A 24,092-nucleotide genomic window follows, 5' to 3' on the forward strand; every position below is an offset into this window, starting at 1 on the left:
TCATGCGTTACGTTGATGAATACCGCGCGCCGGAACAGGTGATGCAGCTTATCGGGCATCTGAAAACGCGCGCGGCGCTGCTGGACTACACGAAAGAAAAGCCGCTGCGGATCATGGAGGTGTGCGGCGGACATACGCACGCCATCTTCAAATTTGGCCTCGACCAGCTGCTGCCGGAGAACATCGAGTTTATTCACGGCCCCGGCTGCCCGGTGTGCGTGCTGCCGATGGGGCGCATCGACAGCTGCATTGAAATTGCCGGCCAGCCCGACGTTACTTTCTGCACCTTTGGCGACGCGATGCGCGTGCCGGGGAAAAACGGCTCGCTGCTGCAGGCGAAAGCGCGCGGGGCGGACGTGCGGATCGTTTACTCACCGATGGATGCCCTGACGCTGGCGATGGATAACCCTGAGCGCAAGGTCGTCTTTTTCGGGCTGGGTTTTGAGACCACCATGCCCGCTACGGCCATCACGCTGCAGCAGGCGAAAGCGCGCGGTGTTGGTAACTTTTTCTTTTTCTGCCAGCACATTACGCTCATTCCCACGCTGCGCAGCCTGCTGGAAGAGCCGGACAACGGCATCGACGCGTTTCTGGCACCGGGCCACGTCAGCATGGTGATTGGCACAGACGCCTACGGTTTTATCGCTGAACAGTACAATCGTCCGTTAGTGGTCGCTGGTTTCGAACCGCTTGATCTACTGCAAGGTGTGACCATGCTGGTTGAGCAGAAAATAGCGGCCCTGAGCGCGGTGGAAAATCAGTATCGCCGCGTGGTGCCCGATGCGGGAAATGAACGGGCGCAGCAGGCGATAGCCGACGTGTTTAGCGTTGAGGGCGACAGCGAGTGGCGCGGGCTGGGGCTGATTGCCGAATCCGGCGTGCGCCTGACGCCTGCCTATCGCGCATTCGATGCCGAAGCGCACTTCCACCCACAGCCACAGCAGGTGTGCGACGATCCCCGCGCCCGCTGCGGCGAGGTGCTTACCGGCAAATGCAAACCTCATCACTGTCCGTTATTTGGCAACACCTGTAACCCGCAAACCGCGTTTGGCGCGCTGATGGTCTCCTCCGAAGGAGCCTGCGCCGCGTGGTATCAGTATCGCAACCAGGAGTGTGAAGCATGAACACGGTGGAAATGGCGCACGGAAGTGGTGGACAGGCGATGCAGCAGCTGATTAACCGGCTGTTCATGGAAGCCTTCAATAACCCCTGGCTTGCCGAGCAGGAGGATCAGGCGCGCATTGACCTCGCGACCCTCACCGCCCACGGTGACCGGCTGGCGTTCTCTACCGACAGCTACGTGATTGACCCACTGTTCTTCCCGGGCGGCGATATCGGCAAGCTCGCCGTCTGCGGCACCGCCAACGACGTAGCCGTCAGCGGCGCCATTCCGCGCTACCTCTCCTGCGGGTTTATTCTTGAAGAAGGGTTACCGATGGAGACGCTCACGGCGGTGGTGAACAGCATGGCGCACACCGCGCGCGAGGCGGGGATCGCTATCGTCACCGGGGACACCAAAGTGGTCCAGCGCGGTGCGGCCGATAAGCTCTTCATCAACACCGCCGGCATGGGGGCGATCCCCGCAGACGTTCACTGGGGCGCGCAGCGGCTTAGCGTCGGCGACGTGCTGATCGTGACCGGCACGCTGGGCTGCCACGGGGCGACTATCCTTAACCTGCGCGAAGGATTAGGTCTGGACGGCGAGCTTCGCAGCGACTGCGCGGTACTCACCCCGCTGATTCAGACGCTGCGCGCCATTCCCGGCGTGAAGGCCTTGCGCGATGCCACCCGTGGAGGGGTGAATGCCGTCGTCCACGAGTTCGCCGCAAGCTGCGGGTGCGGAATTGAACTCACCGAGCGCAGCCTGCCGGTTAAGCCTGCCGTACGCGGGCTGTGCGAGCTATTGGGGCTCGACCCGCTAAATTTTGCTAACGAAGGCAAGCTGGCGATCGGCGTGGAGCGCCAGGCTGCTGAGGCGGTGCTTGAGCAGCTACGTGCGCATCCCTTAGGGAAAGACGCGGCCATCATCGGCGACGTGGTTGAGCGCAAAGGGGTGCGCCTGGCCGGGCTTTATGGCGTGAAGCGCACGCTGGACCTGCCGCACGCTGAGCCGCTACCCCGAATTTGCTAGAGCCGCGCCATAAGCGGTCAGCACTGAATCTCTCTTTTTTGCCAGTTTCTATTGGAAAGCAATAATGCCGTATACACCGATGAGCGATCTTGGACAGCAGGGCCTGTTTGACATTACGCGCACACTTTTACAACAGCCCGATCTCGGCGCGCTGAGCGATGCCCTGACGCGGCTGGTCAGGCAATCAGCGCTGGCGGACAGCGCGGCGATTGTGCTCTGGCATAGCGGAACGCACCGCGCGAGCTACTACTCAACGCGCGATAATGGCAAAGCGTTTGAGTACGAGGACGAGACGTATCTGGCGCATGGCCCGGTGCGCCGTATTCTCTCCCGGCCTGAAGTGCTGCACTGCAATTTTGAAGAGTTTCGGATGGCGTGGCCGCGGCTGGCAGAGAGCAATCTTTATCAGCCTTTCGGTCATTACGGCATGTTGCCGCTGGCGGCGGAGGGCCATATTTTTGGCGGCTGCGAGTTTATCCGCAATACCGACCAGCCCTGGAGCGAGGCGGAGTACGAGCGTCTGCATACCTTTACCCAGATCGTGGCCGTCGTCGCGGAGCAGATCCAAAGCCGCGTCACCAATAACGTGGATTACGACCTGCTGAGCCGCGAGCGCGACAACTTTCGTATTCTGGTCGCCATCACCAACGCCGTGCTGTCGCGTCTCGATATGGATGAGCTGGTCAGCGAAGTCTCGAAGGAGATCCACCACTATTTCAAAATCGACGCTATCAGCATCGCGCTGCGCGGGAACCGCAAAGGCAAGCTGAACATCTATTCCACCCACTACCTCGATGAGGCTAACCCGGCGCACGAGCAGAGCGAGGTGGACGAAGCGGGCACCCTTTCTGAGCGGGTGTTTAAAAGCAAGGAGATCCTGCTCCTTAACCTTAGCGAACAGGACCCGGTGGCGCCGTACGAGCGGATGCTGTTTAACACCTGGGGCAACAAAATTCAGACTCTGTGCCTGCTGCCGCTGATGTCCGGCAGCACCATGCTTGGGGTGCTCAAACTGGCGCAGTGCGATGAGGCCGTGTTTACCACCGCCAACCTGAAGCTGCTGCGCCAGATCGCCGAGCGTATTTCTATCGCGCTGGATAACGCCCTCGCCTATCAGGAGATCCACCGCCTGAAAGAGCGGCTGGTGGACGAGAATCTGGCCCTGACCGAGCAGCTCAACAACGTGGACAGCGAGTTTGGCGAAATCATCGGGCGCAGCGACGCCATGTACAGCGTCCTCAAGCAGGTGGAAATGGTGGCACAGAGCGACAGCACGGTGCTGATCCTCGGCGAAACCGGTACCGGTAAAGAGCTGATTGCCCGCGCCATCCATAACCTGAGCAACCGCAACAGCCGACGCATGGTGAAGATGAACTGCGCGGCGATGCCAGCGGGTCTGCTGGAAAGCGACCTCTTCGGCCACGAGCGCGGCGCGTTTACCGGGGCCAGCAGCCAGCGCCTGGGGCGTTTCGAGCTGGCGGATAAAAGCTCGCTTTTCCTCGACGAAGTGGGCGATATGCCGCTGGAGCTACAGCCCAAGCTGCTGCGCGTTTTGCAGGAGCAGGAGTTTGAGCGTCTCGGCAGCAACAAGCTTATCCAGACCGATGTGCGCCTGATTGCCGCCACCAACCGCGATCTGAAAAAAATGGTCGCCGACCGCGAATTCAGAAGCGACCTTTACTATCGCCTGAACGTCTTTCCGATCTGCCTGCCGCCGCTGCGCGAACGCCCGGAAGATATCCCCCTTCTGGTCAAGGCCTTTACCGCGAAAATCGCGCGCCGGATGGGGCGAAACATCGACAGCATTCCCGCCGAGACGCTGCGCACCCTCTCATCGATGGAGTGGCCGGGCAACGTGCGTGAACTGGAAAACGTCATTGAGCGCGCGGTGCTGCTGACGCGCGGGAACGTGCTGCAGCTCTCCCTGCCTGAGATTGCCCTTCCTGACGTGACCGTACCCGCCGCCGAGGTAGCGAAAGAGGGAGAAGATGAATATCAGCTCATTCTGCGCGTGCTGAAAGAGACCAACGGCGTGGTGGCCGGGCCGAAAGGGGCGGCCCAGCGGCTGGGGTTAAAACGCACCACCCTGCTGTCGCGCATGAAGCGTCTCGGGATTGATAAAGAGAGTCTCATTTAAGGCTTTATTCCGGCGGTGTTTTTCTGACACCGCCTTTTGTTACCCTGCGCAATTGTCCCTCATTGACACAAAATCGTTTCCTCTGTATAAAATTCCGCCTTAATAATGCGTTTCATTTGCATCAAAAATAATTTTAATGAAGGGTAGCATTTCATGAAGAAGGTCATCTGCGCGTTAGGCCTGGCGATTGCGTCGGTCAGTTCTGCTCTGGCAACCACATATCCTCTGACGATTGAAAACTGTGGCTACAAAGAGACATTCGCTAAAGCGCCGGAACGCGTTGTGGCCCTGGGCCAGAACACCGTGGAAATTTTGCTCCTGCTGGGCCTTGAAGATAAGGTGAAGGCCAGCGCCTTCTGGCCGACAAAAGTGCTGCCGCAGCTGGCGGAACAGAATGCCAAAATCAAAACCCTGACGGTTGAAATTCCTACCCTTGAATCCATCCTTTCGCAAAATCCCGATTTTGTTCCTGCCCAGTTGCCACTGCTGCTCGGGCCGGAAAGTAAGGTCGCAAAACGTGAAGATCTGGCCACCGTCGGTGTGAACAGCTATTTATCACCAGGCATGTGCGCCACCAAAAAGGCCGCAGGCGATATGTACGGCAGCCGCCAGAAGCTATGGGATATGACCTATCTCTATAAAGAGATTGAGGATTTCGCCAAAATCTTTAACGTTGAAGATCGCGGCCAGGCCGTCATTGCCGATTTCAAAAAACGCGAGGCCGACCTGCGTCAGGAATTTGGTAAAAACAAAAAAGATCTCTCGTTTGTCTTCTGGTTCTCAAGCGCCTCGCCTTCGGCGGATGCCTATGTCGGCGGGAAAAACAGCGCCTCCGGTTTTATTGCCAACGTGCTGGGCGGCCATAACGCCATTACTGCTGAGACCGAATGGCCAACCGTCGGCTGGGAAAGCATTATTGCCGCTAATCCGGATGTGATTGTGGTCTCCAGCCTGGACCGCAACCGCTGGGCGCTGGATAACGCGGAAGAGAAAATCAAATTCCTGAAAAGCGATCCCGCCGTCAGCCAGCTGGACGCCGTGAAGAAAGGCCATATCGTGGTGATGGACGGTCAGGCGATGAACCCGACGATTCGTACGATTTACGGTGCTGAACAGGTGGGCGAACAGCTCAGAAAGCTGGGGCTGAACTGATGACAGTTGCCGTACTTCAGGCCCGCCAGGGCCTGATCCTGACCACTTCTGCTCTTCTTGCTGTTATCCTGCTGTTTCTGGTGATTGCCCTTGGCGTCAGCGTCGGCGAGCTGTCGATTCCGCTGTCCAATGTCTTTTATGCTATCGGTAATAAGCTGGGGCTGACCGACGTTCCGCTCAACCGCATCTATGAGAGTGTTATCTGGGACTTCCGCCTGAGCCGCGCGCTGGTGGCGGCGTGCTGCGGGGCCGGTTTAGCCATCTGCGGCGCCGTGCTGCAAAGCCTGCTGAAAAACGCGCTGGCAGAACCTTACGTGCTCGGCGTGTCGGCGGGTGCTTCAACCGGGGCGGTGTCGGTCGTCGTTCTGGGCATCGGCACCGGCGCGGTATCGCTCTCTGCGGGCGCGTTTGCCGGGGCGTTCGCCGCCTTTGCGTTTGTCGCATTTCTGACGAACGGCGCGCGCGGGGGGAATGAACGTACCATTCTGGCAGGGGTTGCGGCCTCTCAGCTGTTCAACGCCATTACCGCCTATACCATCAGCACCTCCGCCAGCGCCCAGCAGGCGCGCGACGTGATGTTCTGGCTACTGGGCAGCTTTAGCGGCGTGCGATGGCCGGAATTCCAGCTGGCGCTGGTTGTCGTGCTGGCGGGCCTTGCCGTCTGCCTCTACTATTCCCGGGCGCTGGACGCCTTTACCTTTGGTGATGACGCCGCGGCCTCTTTAGGTATTGCCGTCCCGTGGGTTCGCCTGACGCTCTTTACCACTACCGCGCTAATTACCGCGACGATTGTCAGCATGGCGGGTTCAATCGGCTTTGTGGGGCTGGTGGTACCGCACGTTATGCGTTTCCTGTTCGGGCCGCTGCACCGCACGCTGCTGATTGCCAGCGCGCTGGCCGGGGCGATCCTGATGGTGCTGGCCGACATCGCCTCGCGGATGCTGATTGCGCCGCAAAGCCTCCCCGTCGGCGTAGTCACCGCGCTGGTGGGCGTGCCTTTCTTTGCCGTGATTATCTACCGTTCAAGGAATAAGTGATGAGTATCTGCGCTGAAAATATTACCTGGAAGGTCGGCAAAAAAGTTATCGTCAATGACGTCTCGCTGAAGGTTTCCCGGGGCGAAACCGTGGGTCTCCTTGGCCCTAACGGCTGCGGCAAATCGTCTCTTTTGCGTATCCTGGCTGGCCTGCGTCGCCCGGATGCGGGCAGCGTGACCCTGGACGGGCAGGACATTTCCCGCATCGCCAAAAAGCAGCTTGCCCGCCGGGTGGCGTTCGTTGAGCAGCACGGGATGACCGACGCCAATATGCGCGTGCGCGACGTGGTGAAACTCGGGCGTATTCCGCACCACTCCGCTTTTTCGAACTGGAGCGCGCAAGATGACGACACCGTCACCGCGGCTCTGCAGCGTGTCGATATGCTGGACCGCAGCGAGCAGGGCTGGCTGAGCCTCTCCGGCGGCGAGCGCCAGCGCGTACATATTGCCCGCGCGCTGGCCCAGACCCCAACGGAAATCCTGCTGGATGAACCGACCAACCACCTGGACATCCATCATCAGATGCAGCTGATGCAGCTGATCAGCGAATTATCTGTTACCAGCATTGTCGCCATCCACGATCTCAACCACGCCTCAATGTTCTGCGACTCGCTGATTGTGATGCAGAAAGGGCAAATTGTGGCGACCGGAACACCGCAGGACATTTTATCCGAGTCGTTGCTCTGGGAGGTCTTCAGAGTCAAAACCAAAATTGAGATCTCGCCGTTCCATGGCAAAAAGCACATCCACTTTATCGTGTAGGGACGAGTGATCGACAATGTCCCTTCGCCCCGCCACCACGCTCTGGCCGCCCGTTTTACTGGGTAGTCAGTTTGTTTTTAACATTGGGTTTTACGCCGTCGTTCCCTTCCTGGCGATATTTCTGCGCGACGACATGCTGCTCTCCGGCGGGCTTATCGGGCTGATCCTGGGCCTGCGCACGTTCTCGCAACAGGGGATGTTTATCGTTGGCGGGGCACTCTCGGACCGGTTTGGCGCGAAAGGGGTTATCCTCAGCGGCTGTATAGTTCGTGTTTCGGGCTATCTGCTACTGGCCTTCGGGGGATCGCTGTGGCCGATAATTCTGGGCGCGTGTCTGACGGGCGTCGGTGGCGCGTTATTTTCTCCCTCAATTGAGGCTCTGCTGGCAAAAGCGGGCACACACAGTGAGGCGAAAGGCAAACGAAGCCGCGCGGAGTGGTTTGCGCTCTTTGCCGTCTGCGGAGAGCTCGGCGCGGTACTAGGCCCGGTTGCTGGCGCCCTGCTAACGGGGCTTGGCTTCCGCCAGGTGGCGCTGGCGGGTGCAGGCGTCTTTATCATTGCGTTACTGGTGCTTTACTTCTGTCTGCCTGCTGCTGGACACCGTTCACAGAAGATTAAAATAGTGCCCTGGTGGACGACGTTCCGCCAGCCGCGCTTTGTCGCCTTTATCATTGCGTACAGCTCCTGGCTGTTAAGCTACAACCAGCTCTATCTGGCGCTGCCGGTAGAGATCCAGCGCTCCGGCGGTAACGAGAAAGATCTCGGCCCGCTTTTTATGCTGGCCTCCGTTCTGATCATTACCTTACAGCTGCCGCTGGCGCGTTTCGCCCGTCGCGTGGGCGCGGTGAACATTCTGCCGGTGGGCTTTTTGCTGCTTTCCGCCGCCTTCGCGAGCGTGGCAATGTTCGCGGCAACAGTACCGCCTGAAGGCTGGCTGCGGCTTCTGCCCTCGGTCTCGTTTGTCACGCTGCTGACGCTGGGACAGATGCTGCTGGTGCCGTCGGCAAAAGATCTCATTCCGCGGTTCGCCGAGGAATCAACGCTGGGCGCGCACTACGGCGCACTCTCCACCGCCGGAGGCATTGCGGTACTGGCCGGAAACCTGTTGTTTGGCAGCCTGCTGGATCGCGCGCTGGTGCCTTCAACGCAGGCAATGTATCCCTGGCTGCTGCTGGCGCTCTTTCCACTCTGCAGCGCGCTGGCCATGAATGTGATTTGCCGCCCGCTACGAAGCTGAACGGCTTATTTTTTCGGACGATACTTTTCCGGCAGTTCCGGCACCGGACGACGGTCATCCATCAGATGACGGACGGTCAGAATGGGGTGTCGCCATAACATACGCGGGCCTGCCCAGCGCATAATCTGCTTCATCTCTTCACGTCTGGCAGGCTGGTAGCAGTGCACCGGGCATTGTTTACAGGCGGGCTTTTCTTCACCAAAAACACACTTATCCAGGCGCTTATCGGCATACGCGTTGAGCGCCCGATAATGCCCCGCTTCCTGAGAAGCCTGTGGACACTGCTTTTCGTACAACGCGATCATTTTCGCGATGGTCTCTTTTTCACGTGATATGCGTTTACCGGTCATAGCGACTTACCGAACAATAAGATGCATCAATAGTACACTTTTACACGCTGAATTTCAGGTGTTGCATTCCGTTTTCTGAAGCCTGATTCCACTATTACCCCTGCGCCCGCTAAAAATCACTGGTATTTTATACAGGCATCAGGAATGACCGTTGTCCGTATAGTCTGGAGACCCTATGAAAGAGATCGCGATCGGCAAACCCTACCGCCATTTAAAAGTGGGATATTTCAGAAAACGTCACGAGGATCGAAAAACGAAGATTCCAAAGCGGTACAGCGTGCATGCGGCGCTGAGCTTAAAAGGCGACTGGCTTGAAAAAGCGGGCTTTACCACCAACTCCCGGGTCAGGGTGGGCGTAGAGCATGGAAAAATTGTCATCGAATTAATGTCGGAAGGCACCTCGTAAAGCTGCCACATTTTTCTGCGCCGGACCTTTTTTTCATGCGACAATAGAAGGAACAAACGGCCACTGAGCCGCTCAAAACGTTTTATTTTCAAAGAAATGGACATCATAACTCCATGAGCACAATCGACAATTTCGACGCACATACGCCAATGATGCAGCAGTATCTGAAGCTGAAGGCACAGCATCCGGAAATCCTGCTGTTTTACCGTATGGGCGATTTTTACGAGCTGTTTTATGACGATGCTAAGCGTGCATCGCAGCTGCTCGACATCTCGCTGACCAAACGTGGCGCATCGGCAGGCGAGCCCATTCCGATGGCCGGCATCCCGCACCATGCGGTTGAAAACTATCTGGCCAAGCTGGTGAATCAGGGCGAGTCCGTCGCTATTTGCGAGCAGATCGGCGACCCGGCAACCTCGAAAGGCCCGGTTGAGCGCAAAGTCGTACGCATCGTCACGCCAGGCACCATCAGTGATGAAGCCCTGCTTCAGGAGCGCCAGGATAACCTGCTGGCAGCGCTGTGGCAGGATGGCAAAGGGTTTGGCTATGCCACGCTGGACATCAGCTCCGGGCGTTTTCGCCTGAGTGAGCCGGCCGATCGTGAAACGATGGCTGCCGAACTGCAGCGCACCAACCCGGCAGAGCTGCTCTACGCCGAAGACTTCGCCGAAATGGCGCTGATTGAAGGCCGTCGCGGATTGCGCCGCCGCCCGCTGTGGGAATTCGAAATTGATACCGCCCGCCAGCAGCTGAACCTGCAGTTTGGCACCCGCGATCTGATTGGCTTTGGCGTGGAAAACGCTCCGCGCGGGCTGTGTGCCGCAGGTTGCCTCCTGCAGTACGTGAAAGACACCCAGCGCACCGCCCTGCCGCATATCCGTTCTATCACCATGGAGCGCCAGCAGGACAGCATCATCATGGATGCCGCCACGCGCCGTAACCTTGAGATCACCCAGAACCTGGCGGGTGGCGTTGAAAACACGCTCGCGTCGGTGCTCGACAGCACGGTGACGCCAATGGGCAGCCGCATGCTGAAACGCTGGCTGCATATGCCGATTCGCGATACCGATACGCTGGTTTGCCGCCAGCAGACGATTGCTGCGTTGCAGGATCGCTATACCGAACTGCAGCCTGTCCTGCGTCAGGTAGGCGATCTGGAACGTATTCTTGCCCGTCTGGCATTGCGCACCGCGCGCCCGCGCGACCTCGCGCGGATGCGGCATGCTTTCCAGCAGCTGCCGGAGCTGCGTGCTCAGCTGAGCGACGTTGACAGCGCGCCGGTACAGAAACTCCGTGCAACCATGGGCGAATTTACCGAGCTTCGCGAACTGCTGGAGCTCGCCATTATCGATGCGCCTCCGGTTCTGGTGCGCGATGGCGGCGTGATTGCTCCAGGCTACAACGAAGAGCTGGACGAATGGCGCGCGCTGGCCGACGGCGCGACGGACTATCTCGATAAGCTGGAAATCCGCGAACGCGAGCGTCTTGGGCTCGACACACTGAAAGTGGGATATAACGCGGTACACGGTTACTACATTCAGATCAGCCGCGGGCAAAGCCACCTGGCGCCGATTCACTACGTCCGTCGCCAGACGTTGAAAAACGCCGAACGCTACATCATTCCCGAGCTGAAAGAGTACGAGGACAAAGTGCTCACCTCGAAAGGTAAAGCCCTGGCGCTGGAAAAACAGCTGTATGACGAGCTGTTTGACATGCTGATGCCGCACCTGGCCGACCTGCAGCTGAGCGCCAGCGCGCTGGCGGAGCTGGACGTGCTGGTGAACCTGGCAGAACGCGCGGAAACGCTGAACTATACCTGCCCAACCTTTACCTACAAGCCTGGCATTCGCATCACTGAAGGCCGTCACCCGGTAGTTGAGCAGGTGCTGAACGAACCGTTCATTGCCAACCCGCTGAGCCTGTCGCCACAAAGAAGAATGCTGATCATTACCGGCCCGAACATGGGCGGTAAAAGTACCTACATGCGCCAGACGGCGCTGATTGCTTTGCTCGCGTATATCGGCAGCTACGTCCCGGCGCAAAAAGTGGAGATTGGCCCCATCGACCGTATCTTCACCCGCGTTGGGGCAGCGGACGATCTGGCGAGCGGTCGCTCAACCTTTATGGTCGAGATGACCGAAACGGCTAACATTCTGCATAACGCGACGGAGCACAGCCTGGTGCTGATGGATGAGGTAGGACGCGGAACCTCAACCTATGACGGCCTGTCGCTGGCCTGGGCCTGTGCTGAAAGCCTCGCAAATAAAATCAAGGCCATGACGCTGTTCGCCACCCACTACTTCGAACTGACGCAGCTGCCGGAGAAAATGGAAGGCGTGGCTAACGTTCATCTTGATGCACTTGAGCACGGCGACACCATCGCCTTTATGCACACGGTGCAGGATGGCGCGGCGAGCAAGAGCTATGGCCTTGCCGTCGCGGCGCTGGCAGGGGTACCAAAAGAGGTGATCAAGCGCGCTCGCCAGAAGCTGCGTGAGCTGGAAAGCCTGTCGCCGAATGCGGCAGCGACGCAGATCGATGGCACCCAGATGTCGCTGTTGGCGCCAGCGGAAGAAACGTCGCCTGCAGTGGAAGCGCTGGAGAACCTCGACCCGGATTCACTGACGCCGCGTCAGGCGCTGGAGTGGATTTATCGGTTGAAGAGTCTGGTTTAGTTTTCTGCGGTCTGTTTTGTCGGGTGGCGGCTTCGCCTTACCCGACCTACAAAACCCGTAGGCCCGGTAAGCGCAGCGCCACCGGGCTTTTTTTACAACAGCGGCGGGATCGTCGGCACCTGCGGTGCTTCATCAATATCCTTCTGCGTCATGCGGAACGCTTCCGGGTAATGCTCGCGGCTGGTACGACGCAGCGGTTCGGTATCGCGCCAGGTATAAAGACAATGCTGGCACTGGTAAACGGTCCAGACCCCTTTCACCGGTGACGTCGCCATCACTTCAATATGCTCATCGGCACAACGTGGACAAATCATCTTTTCCTCCTTATTGGCGTGCTGCCAGCATCGCGGTCAGTTTTTCAGCCCAGGCTTTAGTTTCAGGCAGATCCTGTACCGGCTGGCTGTAGTGGCCACGGGTGTCCGGTGCAACAGGCGTGGTGGCATCAATAATCAGTTTGTCGGTAATGCCCGCCGGGCTGGAGCCTGGGTCGAGTTCAAGCACCGACATGTTCGGCAGCTGCACCAGATCCCCTGCCGGATTGACCTTCGATGAGAGCGCCCACATCACCTGCGGGAGGTTGAACGGATCGACATCCTCATCCACCATAATCACCATCTTCACGTAGCCCAGACCGTGCGGCGTGGTCATGGCGCGTAAACCGACCGCGCGGGCAAAACCACCGTAGCGTTTTTTGGTGGAGATAATTGCCAGCAGACCGTGGGTGTACATCGCGTTCACCGCCTGCACTTCCGGGAATTCCGCCTTCAGCTGCTGATAAAGCGGCACGCAGGTGGCTGGTCCCATCAGATAGTCAATCTCGGTCCACGGCATGCCGAGGTAAAGGGATTCGAAGATCGGTTTGGTGCGGTAAGAAACTTTGTCGATACGGACCACCGTCATATTACGGCCACCGGAATAGTGTCCGGTAAACTCGCCGAACGGCCCTTCGATTTCACGTTTGCGGCCTTCAATCACCCCTTCCAGGATCACTTCAGACCCCCACGGCACGTCGAAGCCGGTCAGCGGCGCGGTGGCAATCGGGTACGGGCTTTCGCGCAGCGCGCCGGCCATTTCATACTCAGACTGATCGTATTTCAGCGGCGTGGCGCCCATCAGGGTGATGATCGGGTCGTTGCCGAGAGTAATCGCGATCGGCAGATCTTGCCCGCGCTCTTCCGCTTTGTGCAGATGGAGGGCGATATCATGCATCGGTACCGGCTGCAGGCCGAGCTTGCGCTTGCCCTTGACCTCCATGCGGTAGATCCCGACGTTCTGCTTGCCGAAATGGTCCGGGTCGAGCGGATCGCGCGAGACAACGCACGCTTTATCGAGATAAAAACCGCCGTCACCGTCGTTCAGGCGAAACAGCGGCAGGATATCGAACAGGTTAATGTCTTCACCGTCGACGGTATTTTGCGCCCAGGCCGGGTTAGCACGGCGCTCCGGCGTAACGGGGAATTTGTCCCAGCGGCGAATAAACTCGTCGATCTGTTTTTTTACCGGGGTATTCGCTGGCAGCCCCATTGATATGGCGTGGTTCTGCCACGAGCCGATGGTGTTCATCACCACGCGGGCATCGGTAAAGCCACGAATATTGTCGAACCACAGCGCGGGCGCGCCGTCGCCAATACGGCCTGTGGCGTTGGCTGCCGCCGCCAGATCCGGCTCCGCATTCACCTCTTCCTCAATTTTCAGCAGTTGCCCTTGCTCATCGAGCGCCTGCAGGAAGCTTCTCAAATCATCAAATGCCATCTTTGTTCTCCTGTGAAAAATGTTTCGCCTCCCGCAACCCGTTCCATCGGCGCGCCTTTTTGTGCTCCAGACCAAACTGGTCGAGCACACGGGTCACGATATGCTGGGTGATGTCATCGGCGGTTTGCGGATGGTTGTAATACGCAGGCATGGGCGGCACCATCGCCACGCCCATGCGGGAAAGCGCCAGCATGTTCTCCAGATGAATGGTGCTGAGCGGCGTTTCGCGGGGAACGAGCACCAGCTTACGCCCCTCTTTCAGCACCACATCTGCCGCACGGCCCACCAGCCCTTCGGCGTAGCCCGCGCGGATCCCCGCCAGCGTTTTCATGCTGCAGGGAATGACGATCATGCCGTCGGTGCGAAACGAGCCGGAGGAGATGGTGGCGGCCTGGTCAGCCGGGCTGTGAACAACGTCAGCCAACGCAGCAACGTCCTGCACGCTGTAAGGCGTTTCCAGCTCAATGGTTGTTTTTGCCCACTTCGACATGACCAGATGGGTCTCCACCTCCGGCATTTCCCTCAGCGCCTGCAGCAGCGCCACGCCCAGCGGAGCCCCCGTTGCTCCTGTCATTCCCACGATCAATCTCATTCATCACCTCAATCAATTTGTTCGTATGCGAACATTGTAGATAAACTACTCCCGGATCGCTCTACTGACAAGATTGTTCGCACACGATCACACTAAATGCTAAAAAATCCCGCGTTATCATCCCGGGCTTTAGCGGCTATCATAGGGGGTGATTTTTTCTGTCGGAGTGTTCATGGAACTAAGACAAGAGGCGTTCCACCTGTTACGTCAGCTTTTTCAACAGCATACCGCTAAGTGGCAACATGCCCTGCCGGAACTGACCAAGCCGCAGTATGCGGTTATGCGCTCCATTGCCGAGCACCCGGGCATTGAGCAGGTGGCATTGACCGAAGTGGCGGTCAGCACGAAGGCGACTCTGGCGGAGATGCTCAGCCGAATGGAGGCGCGCGGGCTGGTCAAACGCGAGCACGATCCCGCAGATAAGCGCCGCCGGTTTGTCTTCCTGACGCCGGAAGGCGAAGCCCTGCTTGCAAACTGCCAGCCGGTCGGCAACGAGGTGGATGAGGCGTTTTTAGGGCGTCTTAATAAGGCCGAACGGGAGCAGTTCTCTGCGCTCATCAAAAAGATGATGCACGATTAATTGACGCTGGTGCGCATAAAATCGATAAAGGTGCGCACTTTCGCGGGCACATGCCGGGCATCGGGATAAACCGCGTAGATGCCCTGCCGCGTAAAGGTATAGCCCGGTAAAACCGGGACCAGTTTTCCCGCATCAAGCGCATCGCGCACCAGCCATTCAGGCAGTAACGCCACGCCACTTCCCGCGAGCGCAAAGGCCATAAGCGCCTGAGCACTGTCGGCAAACAGGCGCGGCGCTTTTTTTATCTCCAGCATTTCAGGCGTACCGCTGGCATCTTTCACCTGCCAGCGCAGCGGCGAAGCTAAGCGCTCGTGAATAATCCAGTCGGCGTGCGCCAGCTGCTCAAGCGATTCAACCGGATGATTAACCCGCCACTCGGGCGTCGCGACGGGCAGGATAGAAAAATGTGAAATCAATGCGGCGTGGTAGCGTGAATCGGTAAGCGTTCCCAACCGGATAGCCACGTCAAAGCGCTCTGAGATAAGGTCAGCATGGAGTGAAGACGAAACATGACGCACGCGAAGCTCCGGGTGCATCTGGCTGAACCTGGCCAGCAACGGTACCACGACCCGTGAACCGTACTCAGGCGTGGTGGTGATCCGCAATTCACCCGTGAGTCCCGCATGATTCGCGCGAACATCATCCTGCAGCCGTTCTGCGTCCTTCAAAAGCGCCACGCTGCGCTGATGAAAAAGCGCTCCCGCCTCGGTTAACGTCAGGCGGCGGGTGGAGCGCAGCAGCAGCGTAACCCCCAGCTCGGCTTCGAGCTGGCGAATATTGAAGCTGACCACGGCTTTTGTCAGCCCCAGCGCATCGGCTGCGGCAGTAAAGCTGCCGGTATCGGCCACCGCAACAAACATCTGCGTCCGCTGTAGGTTAATCATCCTCACGCCTTTTACTGTCAAAATTTTTTTGACAGTATATCGCGCTTTGTCAGGTTTATCCGTACTTCCGGGGCCGATACGATACGCCTCCTCACGGGAGGATCCACCATGACGTATCGCAGTAAAGTCGCCGCCGTCTATCTGCTGGGCTTTTTTCTTGATTTGATCAACATGTTTATTGCCAGCGTCGCCTTTCCGGCGATGGCGCATGCCCTTAACGCCACGCCTTCAGCGCTTGCCTGGGTGAGTAACGGGTACATTGCCGGCCTGACGCTGGCGATCCCGTTCAGCAGCATGCTCACGCGCCGCGTCGGACCAAAGCGCGTCATCCTGCTCTCGCTTTTTCTGTTCAGCGCGGCTTCTGCTGCGGCAGGCTTGTCTGCAACGCTGGAAAGTCTGATTGCCTGGCGCGTGCTGCAGGGCGTGGGCGGAGGCTTACTCATCCCCGTCGGACAGGCGCTGACCTGGCAACAGTTTCAGCCTCACGAGCGTGCCAGACTCTCCTCGGCGGTGATGCTGGTGGCGCTGCTTGCTCCCGCCTGTTCCCCTGCGCTCGGAGGCGTGCTGGTAGAGGCAGTGAGCTGGCGCTGGATATTTTTCGCCACGCTCCCGGTGGCCATCGTGACCTTTGTGCTGGCCTGCCTGTGGCTTAAACACGAAATACCCGCGATGAAAGCGGCCAGACTGCTCAACCTGCGGTTGCTCGCGGACCCGCTTTTGCGTTTTTCCATGCTTGTCTATTTATGCGTGCCCGGCATGTTTATTGGGGTGAACGTTACGGGCATGTTTTATCTTCAGCACGAGGCGAACATGAGCCCAGCCGCAGCGGGAATGCTCATGCTGCCCTGGTCCGTGGCATCGTTTATCGCCATCACGGCGACGGGACGCTATTTTAACCGTATCGGCCCCCAGCCGCTGATTGTCATCGGCTGCCTGCTGCAGGCGACGGGTATCCTGCTTTTGATTCACGTCAGCCCGGCTACGCTGCTTCCTGTCGTTGCGTTTACACTGATGGGCGCGGGGGGAAGCCTGTGCAGCAGTACAGCTCAGAGCAGCGCTTTTCTGACGATGCGCCGGGAAGAGATGCCGGATGCCAGCGCGCTGTGGAATCTCAATCGTCAGTTGAGCTTTTTTGCCGGCGCCCTCCTGCTGGCAGAGGCCCTGAGTCTGGCGCAGAGTTATCTGGCACCGCTCGCCGCCTGGCACGGGATGTTTATTTTTGCCGCAGGCATGACCTTGCTGCCTGTACTGTACGTTTTTCGTCTTAACAATACGCTGCTGCTGACCCAGCTGCGACAGGAGAATTTATGACGCCTTTCGAACACGAGATTATCGACCTCCACATTGCGCTTGAAGACTGGTTAGGCAAAGGTGAAGGCGATTCCGACGCCCTGCTCGCCCGCTTTCGTCCAGATTTTCTGATGATCCCGCCGGGCGGCGTCCATGTCGACTATGACGGCCTTGTGGGCTTTCTGCACAGTCAGCGCGGAAGCCGTCCCGGACTGAAGATCGTTATTGATGAATTAACGACGCGACAGGCGTGGCCCCACGGCGCGGTGCTGCACTACCGGGAGACGCAAACCCGGCCAGACCTGCCCGTCAACGTGCGCTGGTCGACCGCGCTGCTCAGTCAGGAAGGCGACAAAATAACGTGGCGTCTGCTGCACGAAACGGCGGCACAGCCGTAACACAAAAGAAAAAGGCCCGTCTCACGACGGGCCTTTTTTGACGAAAGGTTGCTTATTCGCGGAACAGCGCTTCGATATTCAGACCTTGCCCCTGCAGGATTTCACGCAGGCGGCGCAGACCTTCTACCTGAATCTGACGAACACGTTCACGGGTCAGGCCAATTTCGCGGCCGACGTCTTCCAGTGTCGCAGCTTCATACCCCAGTAAACCGAAACGACGTGCCAGCACTTCACGCTGTTTGGCGTTCAGTTCGAACAGCCATTTGACGATGCTCTGCTTCATGTCATCGTCCTGCGTGGTGTCTTCCGGACCGTTGTCTTTTTCATCGGCCAGGATGTCCAGCAGCGCTTTTTCGGAGTCGCCACCCAGAGGGGTGTCAACGGAGGTAATGCGCTCGTTGAGACGCAGCATACGGCTTACGTCATCAACTGGTTTGTCGAGTTGTTCGGCAATTTCTTCTGCGCTTGGCTCGTGGTCCAGTTTATGGGACAACTCGCGCGCGGTACGCAGATAGACGTTCAACTCTTTGACGATGTGGATCGGCAGACGGATCGTACGGGTCTGGTTCATAATAGCCCGTTCAATAGTCTGACGAATCCACCAGGTCGCGTAGGTTGAGAAACGGAACCCGCGTTCCGGGTCAAACTTCTCAACTGCGCGGATGAGACCTAAGTTGCCCTCTTCAATCAGATCCAGCAGAGCCAGACCACGATTGCCGTAACGGCGGGCAATTTTCACGACCAGTCGCAGGTTACTTTCAATCATGCGACGACGCGAGGCAACATCACCACGCAAAGCACGACGTGCGAAATAGACTTCTTCTTCGGCCGTTAGCAGTGGGGAGTAACCAATCTCCCCAAGGTAAAGCTGAGTCGCGTCCAGTACACGCTGTGTGGCGCCCTGCGATAACAGCTCTTCTTCAGCCAAATCGTTATCACTGGGTTCCTCTTCTACTAAGGCTTTTTCGTCAAAAGCCTCTGCTCCGTTCTCATCAAATTCCGCGTCTTCATTTAAATCATGAACTTTCAGCGTATTCTGACTCATAAGGTGGCTCCTACCCGTGATCCCTGAACGAGACACCCTGGCTGGCATGCCCCGTCAATTTATCGCTGCGGCAAATACTGCAGCGGGTTTACGGATTTCCCCTTGTAACGAATTTCAAAATGCAAGCGTGTAGAACTGGTTCCGGTGCTACCCATGGTAGCGATTTTTTGCCCCGCCTTAACTTCTTGTTGTTCCCGGACCAGCATTGTGTCGTTATGGGCGTAGGCACTCAGGTAATCATCATTATGTTTGATGATAATAAGATTACCGTAACCGCGCAGAGCGTTACCGGCATACACAACGCGTCCGTCTGCGGTCGCGATGATAGCCTGTCCTTTACTGCCTGCGATATCGATCCCTTTGTTTCCACCCTCAGAGGTTGCGAAGTTCTCGATAATCTTGCCGTCGGTTGGCCAGCGCCATGCGGTGATGGACGAACTGGCATTCTGACTGCTTGCAGTCGGTTCAGTAGAGCTAACCACAGGTGCCGTGGTCGGTGCTGTGACAACAGTCGCAGTCCCTTTATTATTCGGCAACATTTTGTTAGCAGTCTGATCACCTGAATCCTCAGAATACGTAATTACAGGTTGTGAAGCAACCACCGTGGTGGATTTTTGTGCAGGCTTAACGCTGTTATTTTGAGCCGTCACATCGGCCGCTGAAACCGTATTGCCAGGCGTCAGAGGCGTACCCGTTGCGTTGCCCACCTGGAGCGTTTGGCCAACTTCCAGAGCATACGGGGCCTGGACGTTATTGCGCTGCGCGAGGTCACGGAAATCGTTCCCGGTGATCCAGGCAATATAGAACAGCGTATCGCCGCGCTTCACGGTATAGGTGCTGCCGCCGGTATAGCTGCCTTTCGGAATGTTCCCATACTGGCGGTTATAGACTATGCGGCCATTTTGGGTCTGAACAGGCTGTTCAACTGGCTGAATCTGCGTTGGCTGTGTAACAGGATGTTGCACAGGCTGAATTTGTGGTGTTTGCTGCGGCGCAGCAGTGCCCATTTTAGGCGGAGGCGTGATCAACATTCCGCTGGACGTGTTACCAGAGCCGCTGTTTCCCCCGACGGAACTGACGGGCGCAGGCGCGTTATTAGAACTTGTACAGCCTGCCAGCCAGAGCGAAACCAGTGATAATGCCGCAACACGGCTGATGGTGAATTTAGGGCTTCCCGCGCTCATTTATCCCCCAGGAATGTGTTAACTACCAGTGACTTAAAATTTACCGTGATGACACGAATCTTTCGCGCCACACCATACGCTGAATTTGCCTTAATAACCCTGGATAAATCTGAGTCTCAGGCCAACTCCCCCTTTACCAGAGGCACAAAGCGCACGGCTTCCACGGTGTCGATAATAAACTCGCCGCCGCGCCGACGAACGCGCTTCAACAGCTGCTGCTCGTCCCCGACGGGCAGAACAAGAATGCCCCCCTCATCCAGCTGCGACAAGAGCGCAGCGGGAATTTCAGGCGGAGCCGCCGTCACGATGATAGCGTCAAACGGGGCGCGAGCCTGCCAACCCTGCCATCCATCACCGTGTCGTGTCGAAACATTATGTAAATCAAGTTGTTTCAGGCGACGACGCGCCTGCCATTGCAAACCTTTGATCCGCTCTACGGAACAGACATGGTGTACCAGATGCGCCAGGATGGCGGTCTGATACCCCGACCCGGTGCCAATCTCCAGCACGCGTGAGTCGGGCGTGAGCTCCAGCAGCTCCGTCATCCGCGCCACCATATAAGGCTGCGAAATCGTCTGGCCTTGCCCGATGGGCAGCGCCACGTTTTCCCACGCTTTGTGTTCAAACGCCTCGTCTACAAATTTCTCACGCGGGACCTGAGCGAGCGCCTCAAGCACGTGCTCGTCGCGGATCCCCTGTGCGCGAAGTTGTTCCAGAAGAGTTTGTACACGTTTGCTTACCATTGCGCGTTCACTCCTGCGCGATCCAGCCAGCCCGACACCACATCATGCGCGCTATACGCGGTTAAATCTACGTGCAGCGGGGTAACCGAGACGTAGCCTTCATCCACGGCGGCAAAATCGGTGTCCGGACCCGCATCGCACTTATCGCCAGGAGGCCCTATCCAGTAAAGCGTGTTGCCGCGAGGATCCTGCTGCGGGATCACCTGATCGGCCGGGTGTCGGCTTCCGCATCGCGTAACGCGAATGCCTTTAATTTCATTGAGAGGAAGATCCGGCACGTTGATGTTGAGAATACGTCCGGTACGCAGCGGTTCGCGGCCGAGCGCCCGCAGGATCGAGCAGGTCACTGCGGCGGCGGTATCGTAGTGCGTGTGGCCGTTTAACGAGACCGCCAGCGCCGGGAACCCCAGATGGCGCCCCTCCATTGCCGCCGCTACCGTTCCGGAGTAAATCACGTCATCGCCAAGGTTCGGCCCGGCGTTGATGCCGGAGACGACGATATCCGGACGCGGCCGCATCAGCGCGTTCACGCCCAGAAAGACGCAGTCGGTTGGCGTGCCCATCTGCACGGCAATATCGCCATTTTCAAAGGTAAAGGTGCGAAGCGACGACTCCAGCGTCAGCGAGTTAGACGCTCCACTGCGGTTACGATCGGGAGCCACAACCTGCACATCCGCAAATTCACGGAGGTGCTTCGCCAGGGTCTGAATGCCCGGCGCGTGGATCCCGTCATCGTTACTCAGCAATATTCGCATAATCACCCGAGGTGTTGATAAGTTCCCTGACAACACTGGTGGCAAAGCTACCTGCCGGCAGCCAGAAGCGTAACTCGACGGTTACGTCATCCCACCAGTTCCAGCTTAACTGCTGCGGATAGAGCAGCATCGCGCGGCGTGCTGCTTCGACTTTTTCCCGCACCAGCAAGGATTGTAATTCTGGCGCATCCGCCACCGCCGACTGCTCTGCGCTCAGCGCATCGCCCTGGGGGCCCCAGTCGCCTGAGCCCGGCAAAGCTGCGGTAATCATCAGCGCTTTGGCATCCACGCGCGCCTGGACATCGGCCATTTCTTCGGCCGTTGCAACAAACCAGCTTCCGCGTCCCGCTAATTGTAGCGCATCGCCAACAACAACTTGATTCGCGTCCGGTTTTTTCAGCCTTTCGCTCACAATCTGATTAAACAACGCGCTGCGGGCCGCCGACAACCAAAAACTGCGTTTATTCCTGTCGCGCACCGGTGCATCGCTTTGCGCCCAGCGCAGCGCGCCCTGCAGGTTGCTGCCGCCAATGCCAAAGCGCTGCGCGCCAAAGTAGTTCGGTACGCCGCGGTCATTAATGGCATTCAGGCGTTTTTCAACGTCTTCACGGTCAGACACTTCGCGCAGCACCAGCGTAAACGCGTTGCCTTTCAACGCTCCCAGGCGCAGCTTGCGCTTGTGGCGGGCGTACTCCAGCACCTTACAGCCTTCAAGCTCAAATTTGCTTAAATCAGGCATCGTATTGCCGGGAACGCGCGCGCAGAGCCACTGCTCGGTGACGGCATGTTTATCTTTCTGCCCGGCAAAGCTCACTTCGCGGGCATGAATTTTGAGGAATTTTGCCAGCGCGTCGGCCACAAAGCGGGTATTGCAGCCATTTTTCAGAATACGCACCAGGATATGTTCGCCTTCGCCATCCGGCTCAAAGCCCAGATCCTCCACCACGAGGAAATCCTCCGGGCTGGCTTTCAGCACACCGTTCCCCTGCGGCTTACCGTGCAGGTACGTCAGGTTATCGAAGTCCGTCATTTTGTTGCCTTCACCAGCAGCGCCACGGCTTCACAGGCGATCCCTTCGCCACGACCGGTAAAGCCCAGTTTCTCCGTGGTGGTAGCTTTGACGTTGACGTCGTCCATATGGCAGCCCAGATCTTCGGCGATGAACACGCGCATCTGCGGAATGTGCGGCAGCATTTTCGGGGCCTGGGCAATAATCGTCACGTCGACGTTGCCGAGGGTGTAACCCTTGGCCTGAATGCGGCGCCACGCTTCGCGCAATAGTTCGCGGCTGTCTGCTCCTTTAAAGGCCGGATCGGTGTCCGGGAACAGCTTGCCGATATCGCCGAGCGCGGCAGCGCCGAGCAGCGCGTCGGTCAGCGCATGCAGCGCCACGTCGCCATCAGAATGCGCCAGCAGCCCTTTTTCGTAAGGAATACGTACGCCGCCAATGATAATTGGGCCAACGCCTCCAAAGGCGTGTACATCAAAACCGTGTCCAATTCGCATTATGCCTTCTCCTGATGGGTCGAACGGGTAAGATAAAATTCCGCGAGCTGTAAATCTTCCGGGCGCGTCACTTTTATATTATCAGCGCGTCCTTCAACAAGCGTTGGGTGAAAACCGCAATACTCCAGCGCGGAGGCTTCGTCCGTGATGGTCGCACCTTCGTTAAGCGCACGCGTTAAGCAGTCGTGGAGCAGTTCGCGGGGGAAAAATTGCGGCGTCAGCGCGTGCCATAAGTCGACGCGCTCAACGGTGTGGGCGATTGCATGCATGCCCGGCTCGGCGCGCTTCATGGTGTCGCGCACCGGCGCGGCCAGAATGCCGCCCACTTTGCTGGTTTCGCTCAGCGCCAGCAGGCGTGCCAGATCGTCCTGATGGAGACACGGACGCGCCGCGTCATGCACCAGTACCCACTGCGCGTTTCCGGCAGCCTGAATGCCTGCCAGCACGGAATCGGCGCGCTCGGCACCGCCATCGACAACGGTAATCTGTGGGTGGTTTGCCAGCGGCAGCTGCGCAAAACGCGCATCGCCGGAACTGATGGCGATGACCACGTGCGTCACCCGCGGGTGCGCCAGCAGCGCCGCCACGGCGTGCTCGAGGATCGTTTTATCGCCAATTGAGAGGTACTGCTTGGGACATTCTGTCTGCATGCGCCGGCCAAAACCTGCGGCCGGCACCACGGCACATACGTCCGAAAAAGTTGCTGCCATGTCGTAATCCTGGGCCTGATTATCGATTGTTTTGTGCTGAGCCCTGATTGCGTTTAGACGCATCCGGAACCAGACGATAAAAGGTTTCGCCCGGCTTAGTCATACTGAGTTCATTGCGCGCGCGTTCCTCAATCGCCTCTTGTCCGCCATTGAGGTCATCAATTTCAGCAAAGAGTTGATCGTTACGCGCCTTAAGTTTGGCGTTTGTTGCCTGCTGAGCCGCGACGTCATCGCTCACCCGGCTGTAGTCGTGCAGTCCGTTTTTACCGAACCACAGCGAATATTGCAGCCAGATTAGCAAAGCCAGCAACAGCAGCGTTAGTTTACCCATCCTGCCCCCTGAAAAAACGGCATCATCATCCCATAACTTTCCGTTCGACTCTACTGCGGGGTTTTAATTATGTCGCAAGTTAGCCCATCAGCCATAAAAACAGCAGACCAAAGATGACGACAACGGTGGCAATCGTGATAACCGCACTATACAGGAGCTTGCCGTTGAAAAGGGAGTGCAGCGCAACCCCAACAACGACCGCAACGGGCATCAGCGCCAGGAAGAAGGGCCAGGTGTAGAGAAAAAAGAAAAGGGTGTTACCCCCGTAGATCAAAAACGGGATACCCAGCGCCAGTAACCACGACGCAAAGCCGACTATCGCCCCAGGGAAGGACCAGGTCGTCTCGTCATCGGTGGTTAACGGTTCCGACCCGGTGGTGATAATGTAGTTTTCACTGTTGCGCATAGCTAATCCTGTGACCGTGACTCATCGTTC

Annotated in this window: 26 protein-coding genes; 12 read left to right on the top strand and 14 right to left on the bottom strand. The window is 57.9% G+C overall.

The features are described 5' to 3' along the window. Positions 1-2: 2 nt before the first annotated feature. From hypD to AB8818_RS10620, 7 genes are all read left to right on the top strand, one after another. Complete coding sequence (gene hypD, locus AB8818_RS10590; protein WP_163330099.1) at positions 3-1,124, top strand: hydrogenase formation protein HypD; 1,122 nt, start codon at positions 3-5, stop codon at positions 1,122-1,124. Beyond that, positions 1,121-2,131 (top strand): hydrogenase expression/formation protein HypE, encoded by a 1,011-nt coding sequence (gene hypE, locus AB8818_RS10595; protein ID WP_163330098.1) that lies wholly within the window; start codon positions 1,121-1,123, stop codon positions 2,129-2,131. Before hypD ends, hypE begins: the two co-directional genes overlap by 4 nt. Before the next feature lie 64 nt (positions 2,132-2,195). Beyond that, entirely contained in the window at positions 2,196-4,268 is a 2,073-nt protein-coding gene (gene flhA, locus AB8818_RS10600) for a formate hydrogenlyase transcriptional activator FlhA (RefSeq protein ID WP_166712227.1), read from the top strand. A 153-nt stretch (positions 4,269-4,421) separates the two neighbouring features. Further along, positions 4,422-5,420 (top strand): ABC transporter substrate-binding protein, encoded by a 999-nt coding sequence (locus AB8818_RS10605; protein ID WP_233003253.1) that lies wholly within the window; start codon positions 4,422-4,424, stop codon positions 5,418-5,420. Continuing rightward, the gene (locus AB8818_RS10610; protein ID WP_163330096.1) at positions 5,420-6,457 is read left to right on the top strand and encodes an iron ABC transporter permease; all 1,038 of its coding nucleotides are present in this window, start codon (positions 5,420-5,422) and stop codon (positions 6,455-6,457) included. Before AB8818_RS10605 ends, AB8818_RS10610 begins: the two co-directional genes overlap by 1 nt. Then, entirely contained in the window at positions 6,457-7,218 is a 762-nt protein-coding gene (locus tag AB8818_RS10615; protein WP_371199881.1) for an ABC transporter ATP-binding protein, read from the top strand. Before AB8818_RS10610 ends, AB8818_RS10615 begins: the two co-directional genes overlap by 1 nt. 16 nt (positions 7,219-7,234) lie before the next feature. Beyond that, complete coding sequence (locus tag AB8818_RS10620; RefSeq protein ID WP_371199882.1) at positions 7,235-8,455, top strand: MDR family MFS transporter; 1,221 nt, start codon at positions 7,235-7,237, stop codon at positions 8,453-8,455. 5 nt (positions 8,456-8,460) lie between these two features. On the opposite strand, the gene AB8818_RS10625 is transcribed toward AB8818_RS10620, so the two are convergent. After that, positions 8,461-8,805 carry a nitrous oxide-stimulated promoter family protein gene (locus AB8818_RS10625; protein WP_116343456.1) on the bottom strand — a complete coding sequence of 115 codons (345 nt, stop codon included), beginning with the start codon at positions 8,803-8,805 and terminating at the stop codon, positions 8,461-8,463. 175 nt (positions 8,806-8,980) lie between these two features. Here AB8818_RS10625 and AB8818_RS10630 point away from each other — a divergent pair, with 175 nt between their 5' ends. Next, a complete protein-coding gene (locus AB8818_RS10630; RefSeq protein ID WP_116343457.1) occupies positions 8,981-9,211 on the top strand; it encodes a SymE family type I addiction module toxin in 231 nt (76 codons plus the stop codon). A gap of 113 nt (positions 9,212-9,324) precedes the next feature. Continuing rightward, complete coding sequence (mutS, locus tag AB8818_RS10635) at positions 9,325-11,886, top strand: DNA mismatch repair protein MutS (protein WP_371199884.1); 2,562 nt, start codon at positions 9,325-9,327, stop codon at positions 11,884-11,886. Positions 11,887-11,978: 92 nt separating this feature from the next. Here the strand turns inward: mutS and AB8818_RS10640 are convergent, their stop codons facing one another. The 3 genes from AB8818_RS10640 to AB8818_RS10650 are packed head-to-tail and all read right to left on the bottom strand — an operon-like array spanning position 11,979 to position 14,230. After that, positions 11,979-12,200, bottom strand: coding sequence for a non-oxidative hydroxyarylic acid decarboxylases subunit D (locus AB8818_RS10640; RefSeq protein WP_003862116.1), 222 nt, complete (start codon positions 12,198-12,200; stop codon positions 11,979-11,981). A 10-nt stretch (positions 12,201-12,210) separates the two neighbouring features. Continuing rightward, positions 12,211-13,638, bottom strand: a complete 1,428-nt coding sequence (locus tag AB8818_RS10645) for a non-oxidative hydroxyarylic acid decarboxylases subunit C (RefSeq protein ID WP_041908445.1) — start codon at positions 13,636-13,638, stop codon at positions 12,211-12,213. After that, positions 13,628-14,230 (bottom strand): non-oxidative hydroxyarylic acid decarboxylases subunit B, encoded by a 603-nt coding sequence (locus tag AB8818_RS10650; protein ID WP_116343462.1) that lies wholly within the window; start codon positions 14,228-14,230, stop codon positions 13,628-13,630. The genes AB8818_RS10645 and AB8818_RS10650 overlap by 11 nt, the downstream gene beginning before the upstream one ends. A 172-nt stretch (positions 14,231-14,402) precedes the next feature. Between AB8818_RS10650 and AB8818_RS10655 the strand changes: the two genes are divergently transcribed. After that, on the top strand, positions 14,403-14,810 hold the full coding sequence (locus tag AB8818_RS10655; protein ID WP_163330091.1) for a MarR family winged helix-turn-helix transcriptional regulator: 408 nt from the start codon (positions 14,403-14,405) through the stop codon (positions 14,808-14,810). On the opposite strand, the gene AB8818_RS10660 is transcribed toward AB8818_RS10655, so the two are convergent. Continuing rightward, on the bottom strand, positions 14,807-15,694 hold the full coding sequence (locus tag AB8818_RS10660) for a LysR family transcriptional regulator (RefSeq protein WP_192982529.1): 888 nt from the start codon (positions 15,692-15,694) through the stop codon (positions 14,807-14,809). The two genes, AB8818_RS10655 and AB8818_RS10660, sit on opposite strands and share 4 nt — an antisense overlap. A 108-nt stretch (positions 15,695-15,802) precedes the next feature. On the opposite strand from AB8818_RS10660, the gene AB8818_RS10665 reads away from it, so the two are divergent. Together AB8818_RS10665 and AB8818_RS10670 are read left to right on the top strand one after the other, a co-directional pair. Further along, a complete protein-coding gene (locus tag AB8818_RS10665; RefSeq protein ID WP_192982532.1) occupies positions 15,803-17,005 on the top strand; it encodes an MFS transporter in 1,203 nt (400 codons plus the stop codon). Continuing rightward, on the top strand, positions 17,002-17,382 hold the full coding sequence (locus AB8818_RS10670; protein WP_192982535.1) for a DUF4440 domain-containing protein: 381 nt from the start codon (positions 17,002-17,004) through the stop codon (positions 17,380-17,382). The genes AB8818_RS10665 and AB8818_RS10670 overlap by 4 nt, the downstream gene beginning before the upstream one ends. A gap of 52 nt (positions 17,383-17,434) precedes the next feature. Here AB8818_RS10670 and rpoS read toward each other — a convergent pair whose 3' ends face one another. From rpoS to AB8818_RS10715, 9 genes are all read right to left on the bottom strand, one after another. Then, a complete protein-coding gene (gene rpoS / locus AB8818_RS10675; RefSeq protein WP_013098493.1) occupies positions 17,435-18,427 on the bottom strand; it encodes an RNA polymerase sigma factor RpoS in 993 nt (330 codons plus the stop codon). A gap of 59 nt (positions 18,428-18,486) precedes the next feature. Then, on the bottom strand, positions 18,487-19,611 hold the full coding sequence (gene nlpD / locus AB8818_RS10680; RefSeq protein ID WP_041908436.1) for a murein hydrolase activator NlpD: 1,125 nt from the start codon (positions 19,609-19,611) through the stop codon (positions 18,487-18,489). A gap of 116 nt (positions 19,612-19,727) precedes the next feature. Beyond that, a complete protein-coding gene (locus AB8818_RS10685; RefSeq protein ID WP_000253882.1) occupies positions 19,728-20,354 on the bottom strand; it encodes a protein-L-isoaspartate(D-aspartate) O-methyltransferase in 627 nt (208 codons plus the stop codon). Then, positions 20,348-21,109 (bottom strand): 5'/3'-nucleotidase SurE, encoded by a 762-nt coding sequence (surE, locus tag AB8818_RS10690; RefSeq protein WP_028014238.1) that lies wholly within the window; start codon positions 21,107-21,109, stop codon positions 20,348-20,350. The genes AB8818_RS10685 and surE overlap by 7 nt, the downstream gene beginning before the upstream one ends. Further along, positions 21,090-22,139, bottom strand: coding sequence for a tRNA pseudouridine(13) synthase TruD (gene truD / locus AB8818_RS10695; RefSeq protein ID WP_192982538.1), 1,050 nt, complete (start codon positions 22,137-22,139; stop codon positions 21,090-21,092). Before truD ends, surE begins: the two co-directional genes overlap by 20 nt. Continuing rightward, positions 22,136-22,615 (bottom strand): 2-C-methyl-D-erythritol 2,4-cyclodiphosphate synthase, encoded by a 480-nt coding sequence (ispF, locus tag AB8818_RS10700; protein ID WP_116343469.1) that lies wholly within the window; start codon positions 22,613-22,615, stop codon positions 22,136-22,138. The genes truD and ispF overlap by 4 nt, the downstream gene beginning before the upstream one ends. Next, positions 22,615-23,325, bottom strand: a complete 711-nt coding sequence (gene ispD, locus AB8818_RS10705) for a 2-C-methyl-D-erythritol 4-phosphate cytidylyltransferase (protein ID WP_116343470.1) — start codon at positions 23,323-23,325, stop codon at positions 22,615-22,617. The genes ispF and ispD overlap by 1 nt, the downstream gene beginning before the upstream one ends. A 19-nt stretch (positions 23,326-23,344) precedes the next feature. After that, on the bottom strand, positions 23,345-23,656 hold the full coding sequence (gene ftsB, locus AB8818_RS10710) for a cell division protein FtsB (RefSeq protein WP_008499609.1): 312 nt from the start codon (positions 23,654-23,656) through the stop codon (positions 23,345-23,347). A 79-nt stretch (positions 23,657-23,735) separates the two neighbouring features. Continuing rightward, the gene (locus AB8818_RS10715) at positions 23,736-24,062 is read right to left on the bottom strand and encodes a DUF3561 family protein (protein ID WP_192982541.1); all 327 of its coding nucleotides are present in this window, start codon (positions 24,060-24,062) and stop codon (positions 23,736-23,738) included. Positions 24,063-24,092: the final 30 nt, after the last annotated feature.

The sequence above is a fragment of the Enterobacter sp. KB-280D8 genome, from assembly GCF_041399405.1.
GTDB lineage: Bacteria > Pseudomonadota > Gammaproteobacteria > Enterobacterales > Enterobacteriaceae > Enterobacter > Enterobacter cloacae_N.